General features: G+C 65.2%; 13 protein-coding genes and 1 pseudogene. All 14 read right to left on the bottom strand.

Annotation, left to right across the window (positions count from 1 at the left end; translation table 11 throughout):
* Positions 1-181 precede the first annotated feature (181 nt).
* Positions 182-1,069, bottom strand: a pseudogene (locus tag G6038_RS20395) (TIGR03617 family F420-dependent LLM class oxidoreductase); the annotation flags it as partial.
* Between the two features lie 281 nt (positions 1,070-1,350).
* Entirely contained in the window at positions 1,351-2,106 is a 756-nt protein-coding gene (locus G6038_RS20390; RefSeq protein WP_346772870.1) for a FadR/GntR family transcriptional regulator, read from the bottom strand.
* 244 nt (positions 2,107-2,350) lie between these two features.
* Positions 2,351-3,373, bottom strand: a complete 1,023-nt coding sequence (locus G6038_RS20385) for an ABC transporter substrate-binding protein (protein WP_165039598.1) — start codon at positions 3,371-3,373, stop codon at positions 2,351-2,353.
* 220 nt (positions 3,374-3,593) lie between these two features.
* Complete coding sequence (locus G6038_RS20380) at positions 3,594-4,472, bottom strand: ABC transporter permease (protein ID WP_206025284.1); 879 nt, start codon at positions 4,470-4,472, stop codon at positions 3,594-3,596.
* Positions 4,469-5,287, bottom strand: coding sequence for an ABC transporter ATP-binding protein (locus tag G6038_RS20375; RefSeq protein ID WP_165039597.1), 819 nt, complete (start codon positions 5,285-5,287; stop codon positions 4,469-4,471). Before G6038_RS20375 ends, G6038_RS20380 begins: the two co-directional genes overlap by 4 nt.
* Before the next feature lie 273 nt (positions 5,288-5,560).
* Positions 5,561-6,328 (bottom strand): FadR/GntR family transcriptional regulator, encoded by a 768-nt coding sequence (locus G6038_RS20370; protein WP_165039596.1) that lies wholly within the window; start codon positions 6,326-6,328, stop codon positions 5,561-5,563.
* 49 nt (positions 6,329-6,377) lie between these two features.
* Positions 6,378-7,688 (bottom strand): MFS transporter, encoded by a 1,311-nt coding sequence (locus G6038_RS20365; RefSeq protein ID WP_165039595.1) that lies wholly within the window; start codon positions 7,686-7,688, stop codon positions 6,378-6,380.
* Positions 7,685-8,470 (bottom strand): alpha/beta hydrolase, encoded by a 786-nt coding sequence (locus tag G6038_RS20360; RefSeq protein ID WP_165039594.1) that lies wholly within the window; start codon positions 8,468-8,470, stop codon positions 7,685-7,687. Before G6038_RS20360 ends, G6038_RS20365 begins: the two co-directional genes overlap by 4 nt.
* Before the next feature lie 112 nt (positions 8,471-8,582).
* On the bottom strand, positions 8,583-9,047 hold the full coding sequence (locus G6038_RS20355) for a MaoC/PaaZ C-terminal domain-containing protein (RefSeq protein ID WP_165039593.1): 465 nt from the start codon (positions 9,045-9,047) through the stop codon (positions 8,583-8,585).
* The gene (locus G6038_RS20350; protein ID WP_165039592.1) at positions 9,047-9,520 is read right to left on the bottom strand and encodes a MaoC/PaaZ C-terminal domain-containing protein; all 474 of its coding nucleotides are present in this window, start codon (positions 9,518-9,520) and stop codon (positions 9,047-9,049) included. Before G6038_RS20350 ends, G6038_RS20355 begins: the two co-directional genes overlap by 1 nt.
* 10 nt (positions 9,521-9,530) lie before the next feature.
* Positions 9,531-10,712, bottom strand: coding sequence for an acyl-CoA dehydrogenase family protein (locus tag G6038_RS20345; protein ID WP_165039591.1), 1,182 nt, complete (start codon positions 10,710-10,712; stop codon positions 9,531-9,533).
* Positions 10,713-10,751: 39 nt separating this feature from the next.
* On the bottom strand, positions 10,752-11,996 hold the full coding sequence (locus G6038_RS20340) for a CoA transferase (protein WP_165039590.1): 1,245 nt from the start codon (positions 11,994-11,996) through the stop codon (positions 10,752-10,754).
* Positions 11,993-13,393, bottom strand: coding sequence for an MmgE/PrpD family protein (locus G6038_RS20335; RefSeq protein ID WP_165039589.1), 1,401 nt, complete (start codon positions 13,391-13,393; stop codon positions 11,993-11,995). Before G6038_RS20335 ends, G6038_RS20340 begins: the two co-directional genes overlap by 4 nt.
* Positions 13,390-13,818 carry a Zn-ribbon domain-containing OB-fold protein gene (locus G6038_RS20330; protein ID WP_165039588.1) on the bottom strand — a complete coding sequence of 143 codons (429 nt, stop codon included), beginning with the start codon at positions 13,816-13,818 and terminating at the stop codon, positions 13,390-13,392. The genes G6038_RS20335 and G6038_RS20330 overlap by 4 nt, the downstream gene beginning before the upstream one ends.
* Between the last annotated feature and the right edge of the window lie 4 nt (positions 13,819-13,822).

The following is a 13,822-nucleotide window of genomic DNA, read 5'->3' as shown; positions in this document are numbered from 1 at the left end:
CGCGACGCGAACAGGTACTCCATACAGGCGTCATCATCAGGGAAGCGCCGCTGGAACTCCACGATCGTGCGCGGGAAGTCGGGACGCGGCATTTGCCCAGGCTACCTGATCTAACCGGATAAGCATGGGGCGTGTAATACCAATAGCGGTCCACAAGACCGTCGTATCGCCGTGCGATCTCGGCCGCGGCGCGTTCCGGCTCTGCAACGACTGCGAAGGTTTCGAGCATCTCGTCTTCGACAAGCGCGCTCATCCTTGCCCACCGGTCCTCGTCTTCAGACCGAGATAGGGCCGTCAGCCGGTCCCCGATCGAACTCCAGCCATGGGAGTCGAGCACCGGTCGGTACGCGGGGGTGCTGGCGTAGAACGCGATTCGTGCCCGAACCGCCTCTCGCGCCTGTTCGAGCTCGGACTCATCGCGGCCGGTTACCAGGAAGCCGCGGCAGCTCACCTCAAAGTCGGCCCGAACTGTGGCGCACGAGTCGAAGCCGCGCTGCAGTGCGGGAAGTACGACGGTCCGGAGATGGTGCGGCGTAGAGAACGCATGGACGAGGACGCCGTCCGCGATGCGCCCGGCAGTCTCGAGCATCCGCTCGCCTACGCCGGCCATGATAATCGGCGGAAGGCCGTGTCCGTGAGGTGCGGGACGGAACATCGGGGTCATCAACGTATGTCTGTAGAACTTGCCCTCGAACGAGAGCGGCTCTCCGGTTTCCCAGGCGGTCAAAATCGCTCGTACTGCAGCAATGAACTCCTCGAACCTGGCTGCCGGTTCGGACCATGGCATCGAGAACCTGCGCTCGATATGAGATCTGACTTGGGTCCCGAGACCAAGTACGAAGCGGCCCCCGGAGTAGGTCTGCAAGTCGTGGGTAACGTTCGCAATTGTCATCGGATTCCGGGCAAGTGCCACAGCGATCGCGCATCCCAGCTGTACATGATCGGTATGCTCAGCTGCAACGGTGAGGGGCAAAAACGGATCGTGACTCGTCTCCGAGGTCCACAAGCCGGCGTAACCTTCACGTTCGAGGCGGGACGCGGTACGCCCGATCTTGCTGAGCGTATCCACGTCGAGTCGGGCGTCTACCCTCACGGCGATGTCTCCTTTTCGTTCGGTTCGCGGGCGCCAGCCGCTCGGGATAGTGCCCACCGATCTGATAACAGGCCGACGCGTAGTCAGCGATCTCGGTCCATCGCCGATTCAGAACCTTCGGGTCCAGCATGTCGCTGAGAAACCGGTTCTGAAGTTCTAAGGACGGCTTCAGCTTCTGTTGCTCAATCACGAGGCCCGGTTTCAGCCCGCTCGGAAGTTCGATTATCGAACGACATGCATGGTTACAGCGACCTTCCTCACAGTTGCGCGAGGTGGTTGCGGATGTGGGCGCGGAGGTAGGCCAGGTGTTCGGTGATGGCGTGTTCGGCGGCGTCGGGGTCCTGGTCGGCGATGGCCTTGACGATGCGTTGGTGCTGGGCGAAGGTGTCGCGGCCGAGGTCGGGGGACAGGTCGAGGTAGCCGACGGGTTCGGATTCGCGGTGCAGGGCGTAGACGAGCGAGGCCAGGATGCGGTTGCCGGACATGCGGGCGATGGTGATGTGGAACTGGGCGTCGAGTTCGGCGATCATCGGGTCGTCGACGGTGCGGTTCTTCTGCTCGGTGAGGAGGACGTGCAGGTCCTCGAGGTCCTGCTCGGTGCGGTTCTGGGCGGCGAGTTTCGCCGAGGGGACCTCGAGGTACTGGCGGACCATGGCGATCTCGTCGATGTCGACGCCGCCCAGGCGCAGCAGGTTGTGCATCGATTCCTGCACGAGCTCACCGAGGGCGGTGTGGTCGACGGCTTGGACGAAACTGCCGCCGCCGGCGCCGGGGACCTTGCGGATCAGACCCTGGGATTCCAGGGCGGAGAGCGCTTCGCGGATGGTGGGTCGGCTGACGCTGAACTGGCGGGCCAGCTCCGTTTCGGAGGGCAGTCGGTCCCCGGTGCGGAGCTGGCCGTCGAGAACGGCCTTGCGCAGTGCGTCCTCGACCTGCTGACGTGGACGCAGGACCTTCCGGCCTAGAATCGGCGACCGGGTTTGACCGTTTTCACTCGCAATACTGTTTGACACCAAGCCTCCAGGAGTCCGTGACCGGGACCGTCGTAGACTGACAGTTTACCGCCGCGTATCGCGGGGTGGACTCGGACGGTTCCTGAATGGGATCTCCTCGGTGCGGCGACAGCGCGATTCTCCCGGGTCGGGGTAGATCAGGACGCGCGTGATTCGGACCTCAACGAAGTAGTGAGGTCACCACTACGCCCCGAGGTGAAGGTCGGGAGTAGCGGTGGCCTCACCGGACGACAGCGCGTGGCGGCTATTCAGCTGTTGCCGAACTTGCGATGTCGGTGTTTATGGCGTCGACAAGAACCTCTTCGCTGATCGTGCCTCCGAGGAACTGGTTCTGGAAGTTCAGAGCGGCTTTCGCTGCGTCCGGGTCCACGGCGGGGGTTGTAGGCCACGCGTTGATGTTCGCCTCGAACGCCTCGGCGTACATCGCCGGGTCGATGTCACCCATGTACGGCTGGGCCAGCTCGGCCGCTTTCTCGGGATCATTCTCGATGACCTGCTGGGCGTGCGCGAGTGCCGTGGTGAAGCACTCCAGCACGTTGGTCTTCTGTGCGATCGTCCGCGTGGACGCCATACCGGTGATGTAGAGGTTGTTCGCGAGCGGTTCGTAGTCGCCGTTGGCGATGTTGAACAGGTAGGCGCCGGAACCTTGCTGGATCGCGATGTTCGATTGCGGCGAGGAGATGGCGATCGCGTCGAATCGGTCACCGGAGAAACCGGAGACGCTGTTGCCGGATCCGCCGGTGGCGATGATCTCCATGTCCTTGTCCGGATCCAACCCTCCTGCCGTGGCGAGATAGCGTATGACCTGATCGGTGCCGCTGCCGCTGCCGGTCACGCCGATGCGGAGGCCCTTGAGGGCGGCGAGTTTGGCGTCGTCGGGCGAGTCCGTGGTGAGACCCAGTTCGTCGAGGACTCTCTGCTTGATGACCACATTGGTGGCCATGTTCGAGACCTGCGCGAATGCCTGCACCGGCGCGCCTTCTTCCGCGGCGACGAAGACCTCACCTGCCGTGACGAGGGCTACGTCCACGCTTCCACTGACTGCCGCGGCGACGATCCCCGCACCGGTGTGGACCTCGACGGTTTCGGGGACGAGGCCTTCCTCCTCGAAAAAGCCCCCGCCTTCGGCGACGTAGAACGGGAGATACACGAAGCTGGGAGAGGGCTTGGCGACCTTGACGCTCTCCCCTTGGCACGTTCCGGATGCAGCGGCACCGGAAGCGGCCGAGTTGCTCCCGCCGCTGCCGGCGCACCCGGCGAGCAGCATCGCCGATGCTGCTCCGGCTAGCACAGCATTGCGCACACGGCTCTTGTTCATGACGTTTCCTTCGATCAGGGGCGCGGTGACGCCGGTAATGGAGATCGCTGGTGCTGCAAGGGGAATCGAAAAGTTGCGCGAGCCTGCGGGGCATCGACGGGGTCGGGTTCGACATGGGGTGGTCGAGCCGGCGGACCTGCCTCCCGGGGACAGGTCCGCCCGGGTCGACTCAGCTGGTGCGACGGCCGGTGCGCTTCTCCGACAGGTCGACCAGATAGTTCAGCAGGGTGCCGATGAGCATGAGAATGAACAGGGCTGCGAAGGTTGCGGAGGTGTTGAACGTGCCGGCGGCACGTGCCAACAGGAAGCCCAGGCCCTTGTTCGACGCGACGATCTCACCGACGACGGCTCCGATCAGTGCGTAGGGCACCGCCAATCGCAGGCCGGTGTAGATCCATGTCGCTGCGCTGGGCAGAACGACCTTCAGAAGCAGATCGCTCCGCGAGCCACCCATGACCCGCACCACGTCGACGAGGTCCTTGTCGACATCCCGGACGCCGGCGTAGGTGTTGTAGAAGACGAGGAAGAAGCATACGACCGCGGTCAGAACAACCTTGGACAGAAGGTCGACGCCGAACCACAGGATGAACAGCGGGGCCAGGGCGACCTTGGGCAGCGAGTAGACGGCATTGACGAGCGGGTCGAGGAGGTGGGCAAGCCATTCCACACGTCCCAACACGAATCCGACCGCGATACCACCGATCGCACCGAAGAAGAGACCGAGGGCCATCTCGGTCACTGTTGCCTGCAGGTGGATCAGGATGTCGCCGGACGAGATCCAGCCCCAGAGCACATCCCAGACGGCCGAGGGCTTGGAGATCCAGAATTCGTCGACCCATCGCCCGGAGATGAACTCCCAGAGCCCGAGGGTGGCCACGATGATCGCGAGGCGCCCCAAGTGAGTGATGGCGGCCTTCTTCCATCGGCTTCCGCCGGACCTCGGCTCGTCGAGCCATACGGTTTCGCTGGGAGGTGTCCGCTCCACGGGGGGCGTCGCTGCGTGGGAGCGGGGGGCGAGGCCGGCGTCGATCTCGGCAATGTTTTTCATACCTCGTCACCTTCGTTCAGGTCCTCGGCGAGCACGGACCACAGGTATTCGTTCAGCTCGTTGAATCGGGGGTCGAAGCGGATCCTGGACAGATCTCGCGGTCGGGGAAGGTCGATCGGCACGTCGACCTTGACGCGGGACGGTCGCGCGGAGAGCACGACGACTCGATCCCCCAGTGCCACCGCCTCGGAAATGTCGTGCGTGATGAACACGACCGTGCTGTTGGAGGCGGCCCAGATGCGGAGCAGTTCCTGCTGCATGATCCCGCGCAGCTGTGCGTCCAGGGCTCCGAACGGTTCGTCGGCGAAGATGACCTCCGGCTCGTGGGCCAAGGTGCGTGCGAGGGTCACCCGCTTGCGCATGCCGCCGGACAGTTCTCCGGGGTATGCCTTCTCGAACCCGACGAGACCGACGAGTTCGATCATCTCGTCGACTCGTTTCCGGATGGCGCCTTTGTCCATTCGGCGAATCTGGAGCGGCAACGCGATGTTGGCCGTCACCGTCCGCCACGGCATGAGGTTGTCTTTCTGCGTGACGTAGCCGACCTTGGTGTTGGGTTCCGGCACCGGCTTTCCGTCGTACAGAACCGTGCCGGCGGACGGACGCATCAGCCCGGCGGACATGTTGAGCAAGGTCGACTTGCCGCAGCCACTCGGGCCGACGACACAGACGAACTCACCTTCGTTGATGGTCAGGTCCAGGCCCTCCATCACGGTGACGCTCTGGCTCTTGCGGTGGAAACGCTTACCCAGCCGCTGGAATTCGATCTTGGGGCGGACCGGGCGTTCTGCCACGGTCGTGCTTGCGTTCGGCATCTTTCGATTCCTACTTGTCGTCATTCATGACGGTGCCGAGTGGCGCCGCCGATGGGGACATCGGGAAGAGGGTCGGACGAATATGTGACCGTCTCGCACACTATGAGACTGACATCACATCGAATGTAAGTCAATAGCTCTCTCTGTAAAAGTTCTGCCGTTCATGGACGAGTGAAGGGGCATGGACGGGGCCGTCACAGCGGTCGCCGAAGACTGCCGACAGGCACTGCCGGCATCGGTGATTTCTGGTGGCGGAAGCTGTCCGGCGCTGCGCTACACGGGCACGACCGTGCGCGCGTCGAGGTGGTTGCGGATGTGGGCGCGGAGGTAGGCCAGGTGTTCGGTGATGGCGTGTTCGGCGGCGTCGGGGTCCTGGTCGGCGATGGCCTTGACGATGCGTTGGTGCTGGGCGAAGGTGTCGCGGCCGAGGTCGGGGGACAGGTCGAGGTAGCCGACGGGTTCGGATTCGCGGTGCAGGGCGTAGACGAGCGAGGCCAGGATGCGGTTGCCGGACATGCGGGCGATGGTGATGTGGAACTGGGCGTCGAGTTCGGCGATCATCGGGTCGTCGACGGTGCGGTTCTTCTGCTCGGTGAGGAGGACGTGCAGGTCCTCGAGGTCCTGCTCGGTGCGGTTCTGGGCGGCGAGTTTCGCCGAGGGGACCTCGAGGTACTGGCGGACCATGGCGATCTCGTCGATGTCGACGCCGCCCAGGCGCAGCAGGTTGTGCATCGATTCCTGCACGAGCTCACCGAGGGCGGTGTGGTCGACGGCTTGGACGAAACTGCCGCCGCCGGCGCCGGGGACCTTGCGGATCAGACCCTGGGATTCCAGGGCGGAGAGCGCTTCGCGGATGGTGGGTCGGCTGACGCTGAACTGGCGGGCCAGCTCCGTTTCGGAGGGCAGTCGGTCCCCGGTGCGGAGCTGGCCGTCGAGAACGGCCTTGCGCAGTGCGTCCTCGACCTGCTGACGTGGGCGCAGGACCTTCTGCCCGAGAATCGGCGGTTGGGGGGAACCCCGATCGAAAATAGTATTTGACATTTACAGCTCCCGCTATCGGTGGCCAACATGCAATTAGACTGACATTTTACTATTCGTTCTCGGTTGAGGACCACTGTTCTTCCTGTTCGGCCTCCAGCACCCGCTCCGCGGGTGCCCGGAAGACCAACACTGCCGAGACGAGCAACAACACCGCGGGAAACCAGAAGGCAGCGGCGAGGCCAAGGCCACCGGCGAGACCGCCCGCCGAGATGGGAACCACGATCTGGCCGAGGCGGTTGCCGCTGAGTCGAATACTGACCGCCGTACCTCGGAGGTTGACCGGGGTTTGAGCCGCCACCCATGCCATCGTTGCCGGCTGACCGATCCCGAGCCCCAGCCCGACCAGAACCATGAGACAGAAGAGCGCAGGCTCGGGTCGGTCGAGGAGCCCGAGCACGGGAAGGACTGCCAGTCCGGCCGCCGCCAGGGCCATGCTGCCGACCAGGAGCCGCCGCCGGGTGAAACGGGCGATCATCCGAAGCATCCCGATCCGCACCACCATGGCCGCGATTCCCTCGGTGGCCAGCAGAAGCCCCACGGTGCGTGCGGAAAGACCGTGCTGTTGCCCGAAGACCGGAAGATAGGCACCTACCAGGTCGATCGCGGTGAGGACGGTGAGGCTGGCGAGCATTGCCGCCGGCACGGCGGGCACGCGCATCACCGCCATGAAGCTGCCTCTCCCGGCCGGGGCCTGTGGCGACGAGCGATTCCCCAGGGTCCCGGGCCATAGCCTGAGGCTGATCGCGGTGAAAGTCGCGACAGCGGCGAGACCGGCAGTGATGATGACCACAATATGACTGTTCGGGACGTGGGTGGCCAGCGCCCCGTGGCTGGTGGCCACCGTCCCGACCAGAAATCCGGTCATGGCAGGTGCGACGATCTGAGCTACGGCGTTGACAGTTGTCAGCGTCGCGAATCTGGTCTCCCGCCGGTCGGGGTGACTTCCCTTGGCGATCAGCGTCTGCGATGCGACGACGAGGATGAGATGGCCGAGGCCGAGGACCGCGCTGCTGACACCGAGCAGGAGCAAGTTTGCCGGTGCGAGCAGGGAGATCAGCGTCGAGCAGACCAGGAGCCCGCCGAGAACGAGGAACCCGGTTTCTCCTCGACGGTCGACCGCTTTGCCGAAGGGGATGGCCGCAAAGAGCGCCAGCACCGAGAAGGCTGCGGTGATGAACCCGACCTGCACCGCTCCGGCGCCCGCGGCCAGGCTTTCATAGGTGATCAGCGGTCGGATGGCGGAGCTGACGAATTGGGCGATGAACGTCACCGCCATCAACCGGAGGAACCACGGGGTCGCGAGACGCAACCTCCAGCCGCGACGTGGAGTTGCGTCGACGGCGGTCGGCGGCGCGGTCATGCGGGGAAGCGTCGGAGTTGCTGAATAAAAAGGCTGATGATCCACGCCGTGGCCAGCGGCTGTTCGAGGATCATGTGGTGACTCGCGGCGGGAGCCTCGAGGAGAACGCCGGCAGGGCCGATCGACTCTCGAATCCGTTGCGCCATCGTCTCGTCGACGAACCCGTGCTCCGCCTGCACCCACCAGGTGGGTATTCGTGCGGCTTGCACGAAGTCATCGTCGATCTGGGGGCGTAGGTAGATGCGGGGGTCGTATTTGAGTGCCCACCGGTCGTCGACGCGGCGGTAGGCAGCCCGTGCGATGTGGTCGATCACCTCGGCGGGTGCGTCCGTCACCGGCGGGAACGTCTTGTATCCGCTCAGCGCCTCGGCGCGTGACGCGAACGAGCGAACCGGTCGCGACGCGATCTTGTTGCGTCGCTCCACGTGTGAGGTGGTCATCCGTCGAAGTGGGCTGTCGAGTGCCAATACCGCGGCGAATTCATCCGGATGCGACTGGGCGGCATTGACTGAGACGATCCCACCCATGCTGTGCCCCACCAGAACTGGAGGATCCGCGCAGAAGTGTTGCGCGATCTCGAGGACCTCGTGGGACCAGGTGTCGAGGGTGTACTGCTCGCGATGGTGGCTTTCGCCGTGACCCGACAGGTCGAGCGCGACCACCCGCCCCGCTCCCTTCAGGAGCGGAGCGAGATGGTCCCACCACTGACGCTGAGCGGCACCGCCGTGAACGAGTACGACATCGGGGCCGGTCGTGTCGACCGGGGGGTCCCAGACACTCACGGCGATCTCGACGCCCGCAGCACACACCCGATCAATCTGTGAAGCAACCGAATTCGAGTAGTCCCACCGGCGTTCGGTGGCGGCCCCAGGCCCAGCGGTCATCGGATTCATGTCACTCGGGCCGCAGGTGGACCAGCAGTGGCATGACACCTTCCTGCACGACCTCGTCGCGTTGGTTGATCAGCTTGTACCGGCGGCGGAGTATACCCCGCTTGCCGTCGCTGGTAACCTTCTTGTCCTCGATGAGAACCTCGACATGGATCGTGTCGCCATCGAAGACCGGTCCCTTGAACCGCCAGTCCTCGATGCCCAGCAGTGCGATGGTGCTGGCCTCGAAGACGCCCAACCGCGTGACGAGGCCGGTCACGATGCTCATTCCCAGCACGCCGTGTGCGATGCGCTCACCGAACTGGCTCTTCTTGGCGAACACGTCGTCCGTGTGAATCGGGTTGTAGTCACCGGAGAGCCCCGCGAACGTCGCGACCTCGGCGAGGCCGACCGTCCGACCGGGGGTAGTGAAGGTGTCACCGATGTCGAAGTCTTCGTAGTAGAAGGCGGGCTTCGTTGCGTTACCCATCAGTTCCCCTCCCCAGGTGTCGATCCGAATGTCTTGCTCTTGATCATGCGGGCGGACGCATACGTCGCCACCGTCTCGCCCTTGGAGTTGACGACCACGTTCTCCGTCTTGACGACGCCTCGGTCACCGCGTGAGGTCAGTCGCTTGGAGACGAAGTTGATCTGGGTCTGGATGGTGTCGCCGGCATACACCGGTGCCTTCCACGTGGGCGTCAGCTCGAGGAGCGCGAGTCCGGTTCCGCGTGTCACACCCGCGAAGAGAACGAGACCTTCGGCGAGCGAGAGGGTGAGCAGACCGGGTGCGATGCGGCCGGAGTAGTGTTCCGGTCGGCTGACGTATTCGAGATCGATGAATGTCGGGGTCAGGAACCCGCACAGGTTGACGAACGACGAGATGTCGTAGTCGGTGACCGTCCGTCGCGGTGTGTCGATCCGCTGACCGTCGTGGTAGTCCTCGAAGTAGAGAGGTTCCATGTCGGCCGCCTCAGTACGACTTCGGCATCCCCAGCACCTTGTGGCTGAGGTAGTTGAGCACCATGTTCGGCGAGACCGGCGCCACCTGGAACACGCGGTTGTCCCGGAACTTGCGTTCGATGTCGTATTCCTTTGCCAGGCCGAAACCGCCGTGGGTCTGCATGCACGTCTGGGCCAGATCCCACGAGGCCTCCGCGGCGAGGTACTTGGCGATATTGGCGAGTGCGGGCGCGTTCTCGGCGCCGGCGTCGTAGGCGGCCGCGGCCTTCCAGCGCATCGCGTCGGCTGCCTCGAGGTGGGCGTAGCCCTTGGCGATGGGGTGCTGGATGGCCTGGTTGGCGCCGATCGGCTTACCGAACAGGACACGCTCGTTGGCGTAGTTCACGGCGCGCTCGATGAACCACTTGCCGTCGCCGATGCATTCGGCGGCGATGACGATGCGCTCGGCGTTGAGACCGTCGAACAGGTACTTGAAGCCCTTGCCCTCCTCACCGATGAGCGAGTCGGCCGGCACCCGGAGGTTGTCGATGAACAGCTCGTAGGTGTGGTGGTTGAACATCAGGGGGATCTTGCGCATACCGAGGCGCGCGGGATCGACATCGCGGATGTCGATCAGGAAGCAGGAGATGCCCAGGCCCGGCTTCTTCGGGTCCGGCGACGGGCTGGTGCGGGCCATGATCACCATCAGATCGGTGTACGCAGCACGCGAGATGAACACCTTCTGGCCGTTGAAGACCCACTCGTCGCCATCGAGGGTCGCGGTGGTGGCCAGCTTGGAGGTGTCGGTACCGGCGTTCGGCTCGGTGAGGGCGAAGGTGGTCAGGCGGAGCTCGCCACTGGTGATGCGGGGAAGCCACTTCTTCTTCAGCGCATCCGACCCGTGGTTGACGACGATTCCCATCGCGAACATCGCGGCATGGATGGCAGCGCCGGCGCCGCCGGAGCGGTTGATCTCCTCGGTGATGACCGAAGCCTCGGTCACGCCCAGACCCCAGCCGCCGTATTCCTCGGGAATCATGACGGAGTGCAGGCCGGCCTTCTCCGCTGCCTTCGCGAACTCTTCGGGGAAGGCGTCCTTTTCGTCGACCTCCCGGTAGTACTCGTTACCGAAGCGGGAAGTCACCGCCTTGGCGGCCTGGAGCACATCGTCCAGCGTCGCGCGCTCCGCGCCGGTTTCGTTGCTAGTAGTCATGGTTTGGTTCACCTTTCAGGATCCAATTCGTGGTCGTGCTCATGCGGTCGCGCTGACGTGTCGCGTCGGGCCGAATGCCCCGCCGTCTGCCAGCGCTTCGATCTGTGAATCGGTCATGCCGATCTCGGCGAGGATGGAATCGCGGTGTTCGCCCAGCCGCGGCACCCGGGCCGGTGTCCGCACGGCGAATCCGGTGGGGTCACCGGGCTGGAGCAGTGTTCCGCCGATGGCGTCGTCGACCTCGACGAAGGTGCCGCGGGCGGCGAAGTGCTCGTTGTCGAGCACTTCGGCCATGGTCAGCACCGGCGCGACGGGTACGTCGACCTCGGTCAGCGCGTCGACGACCTGTTGGCGGGTCAGCTGTGTACTCCACGCCTCGAGCAGCTCCTCGACTTCCCGCTGCCGACTGGCACGCTCGACGTAGGTCGCGTAGCGCGGGTCGTCGACGAGGTCGGGGCGTCCCATCGCACGGCACAGCCTGACCCAGAAGTCGTCGCGGTTGACGCCGATGTTGTAGTAGCCGTCGGACGCGGCGAAGGTGCCGTACGGGACGCCGTGGAAGTCGTTCGCGCCGGCGACCTTCGACAGGTTGGCGTCGCTGGACTGCACTCGGGCAAGGGCCACGGTGGCCAGCGGGAGGGTGGACTCGGTCAGCGACAGGTCCAGCAGGCGGCCGCGGCCGGTGCGCTCACGCTCGCGCAGACCGAGCAGCACGGACGAATGCGCGGTCATGCCGGTGACGATGTCGCCGAGGGCGAATCCACACCACGTCGGCCGTCCCTCGCGATCGCGGGTGAGGCCGGTGGTCCCGGAGAGCGCTTCGGCAACCATGGCCAGGCCTGCGCGGTTGGCATCGACACCGGCATCGAACAGGCCGAATCCGCTCATGCTGACGATGATGAGCTTGGGGTAGCGCTGCTGGAGTTCCGCCGGGTGAATCCCGAGACGGCCCAGCGCTGCGCCGCGCATGTTCGTGATGAAGACGTCCGCATCGGACAGGAGTCGGTGCAGCAGTTCCGAGCCGGATTCGTTCTTGAGGTCGAGTGTGATGCTGCGCTTGCGGCGGTTGAGCGAGGCGAAGTATCCCGACATGGCGCCCTGCTCGGTCGTGCGAATCGGCTCGCGACTGCGGGTGAGCTCGCCCTGGGGTGGTTCGACCTTGATCACGTCTGCGCCTTCGTCGGCCAACAGCATTCCGCAGTACGGTCCGGCGATGAGATGGCAGAGTTCGACAACCTTGATGTCGCCGAGGACACCGCCGGGCAAGGGTGTGGGGTTGTTCATCGGGAACCCGGTCCTTTCGATGGCCGTGCGAGGAGTTCGAGCAGGCGAGTCACCGGCTCGTCCTTGGCGAGTGCGTGGACGGTGTTCCAGAGCTCGTCGGCGGTCACCGCCGCCCCGCCGTGCTGGACGCAGTCGTCGGCCTTGGCTTTGAGTTGCTCGGGAGTGAGGCGGTGCTGCGGGCTCCCGGAGACGATCTTGCCGACGAAGGTGCGTTCGGTGCCGTCGGTGAGGCGCACGTGGGCCGTCACCGGCGCCATGGCCAGGAAGTCGACGTCGTCGGTCGGCTGGACGGTGATCTTGTCGGCGGCGAATCCGGCGACGGCGGGGTCGCGCAGTGCCCCGTCGGCGAAGTCGCCGATGAGGACGGCGCCGCGATGCAGCGCGACGCTGGCGGTGTAGGCGATGCAGAACTGGGCGTCGACGATGTTGGCGGTGGCGGGGTCGTAGGTCCGCCCCACCATGTTGAAGGCCTGCCCGCTCGTCTCGAACGTGATGTGCTCGACGGACTGCGGGGTGATGCCGGCATCACGGATCTGCAGTGTCAGGTCGATGGGGGCATGGGTGAAGCGGCAGGCGGGGTAGGGCTTGAGGCTCAGATCGGTGAGGTAGGCCGCGCGATCGGCGCCTTCGAGCAGCACGTCGCGGTCGAACTTGCCGTCCTGGTAGAGATTGACGAACCCGGCCCGTCCGTCGAAGACGTTGCGCGGTCCGTCGATTCCGGCGCCGGTCAGTGCGGCACCGAACAGGACATTCTTGGCGACGACCGCGGGCTGGAAGCGCTTGGCCAGCGTGCCGTCGATGATCGACTGCAGGCTTCCGGCTGTCTGGGCGAGCTGATGGCCGAGCAGGCTCACCGCTTGGTCGACATTCCACCGGCGCAGTCGGGCGATCGCCAGGGCGGCGCCCATTCCGCCGCTGACCACGCTGTAGTTCCAGCCCCGGCTGCCCTTGGGGCCACCGGCGCGGCCCACCCGCATCGCACCGTCGAGGCCGACGACGAGTGCGGTGAGGAATTCGTGGCCGCCACAGTCCGGGCGGTTCTCCTCGAGGTCCGCGAGCAGCGCCGGGAGCACAACACTGGCGGCGTGCAGCGGGACCTCGTCGTCGGTGTCGTCGTAGTCGAGGGCGTGCAACGCACCGCCGTTGGCCACTGCAGCGAACGGACCCGGCGCGGTGTCGGTGGTTCCCCAGATGGTGACCGCGCCCGAGCCCCACACGGACAGCGCGGTGCGGGCTTCCGGAACGCCGGGCGAGTGCAGACCACCGAGCGCGCACGCGAGGGTGTCGAAGAGGACTTCGAGCGCCGCTTCGACCGTCGCGTCGTCGAGGTCGGCGAAGCTCTGGCTCACCGCGTGGCCGGCCAACACCTCGGCAACGTCACCGGTCGACGTGCTCATTGGTCCTCCTCTGACGAGTCGATCTCGAAGTCGAACAGTCGCACCGGGGTCGAGTCGCGGATCGTGACCTTCACTCGCTGGTCGGGGCGCAGCTGATCCCACTGGGCGTTGATCCGGCTCAGGCAGCGGACCCCCTCGTCGAGGTCGACGAGGCACAGTACGTAGGGCGCCTCGTCGGCGAAGGTGGCCGGTGCGGCGGAGACCTCGGTGTAGCTGTACAAGGTACCGCGCCCGCTCAGGTCGACCCACTCGAGATCGGACTGCCAGCATTCGGGACAGATCGGCTTGGGCGGGAAGGTCATGTGGGAGCATCCGCGGCACCGGGACGTGCGGAGCACCCCTTCGTCGAGTCCGTTCCAGAAGGGCTCGGTGAACGGGGTGACTCGGGGCGGGTAGGCAAGTTCCTGGGTCGTGTCACTCGTCATTTCT

This window comes from Rhodococcus sp. 14C212 (assembly GCF_011058195.1).
Classification (GTDB): Bacteria; Actinomycetota; Actinomycetes; order Mycobacteriales; family Mycobacteriaceae; genus Rhodococcus; species Rhodococcus aetherivorans.
Note: the sequence above shows the minus strand (reverse complement) of the source record. Positions and strands in the feature narration are given on the sequence as shown.

Excerpts from the sequence above, each read along its gene's own strand:
- G6038_RS20380 (WP_206025284.1), bottom strand. The coding sequence starts at position 4,472 with ATGAAAAACATTGCCGAGATCGACGCCGGCCTCGCCCCCCGCTCCCAC.
- G6038_RS20350 (WP_165039592.1), bottom strand. The coding sequence starts at position 9,520 with ATGGAACCTCTCTACTTCGAGGACTACCACGACGGTCAGCGGATCGAC.
- G6038_RS20385 (WP_165039598.1), bottom strand. The coding sequence starts at position 3,373 with ATGCTGCTCGCCGGGTGCGCCGGCAGCGGCGGGAGCAACTCGGCCGCT.
- G6038_RS20375 (WP_165039597.1), bottom strand. The coding sequence starts at position 5,287 with ATGCCGAACGCAAGCACGACCGTGGCAGAACGCCCGGTCCGCCCCAAG.
- G6038_RS20340 (WP_165039590.1), bottom strand. The coding sequence starts at position 11,996 with ATGAACAACCCCACACCCTTGCCCGGCGGTGTCCTCGGCGACATCAAG.
- G6038_RS20330 (WP_165039588.1), bottom strand. The coding sequence starts at position 13,818 with ATGACGAGTGACACGACCCAGGAACTTGCCTACCCGCCCCGAGTCACC.
- G6038_RS20335 (WP_165039589.1), bottom strand. The coding sequence starts at position 13,393 with ATGAGCACGTCGACCGGTGACGTTGCCGAGGTGTTGGCCGGCCACGCG.
- G6038_RS20365 (WP_165039595.1), bottom strand. The coding sequence starts at position 7,688 with ATGACCGCGCCGCCGACCGCCGTCGACGCAACTCCACGTCGCGGCTGG.
- G6038_RS20345 (WP_165039591.1), bottom strand. The coding sequence starts at position 10,712 with ATGACTACTAGCAACGAAACCGGCGCGGAGCGCGCGACGCTGGACGAT.
- G6038_RS20355 (WP_165039593.1), bottom strand. The coding sequence starts at position 9,047 with ATGGGTAACGCAACGAAGCCCGCCTTCTACTACGAAGACTTCGACATC.
- G6038_RS20370 (WP_165039596.1), bottom strand. The coding sequence starts at position 6,328 with ATGTCAAATACTATTTTCGATCGGGGTTCCCCCCAACCGCCGATTCTC.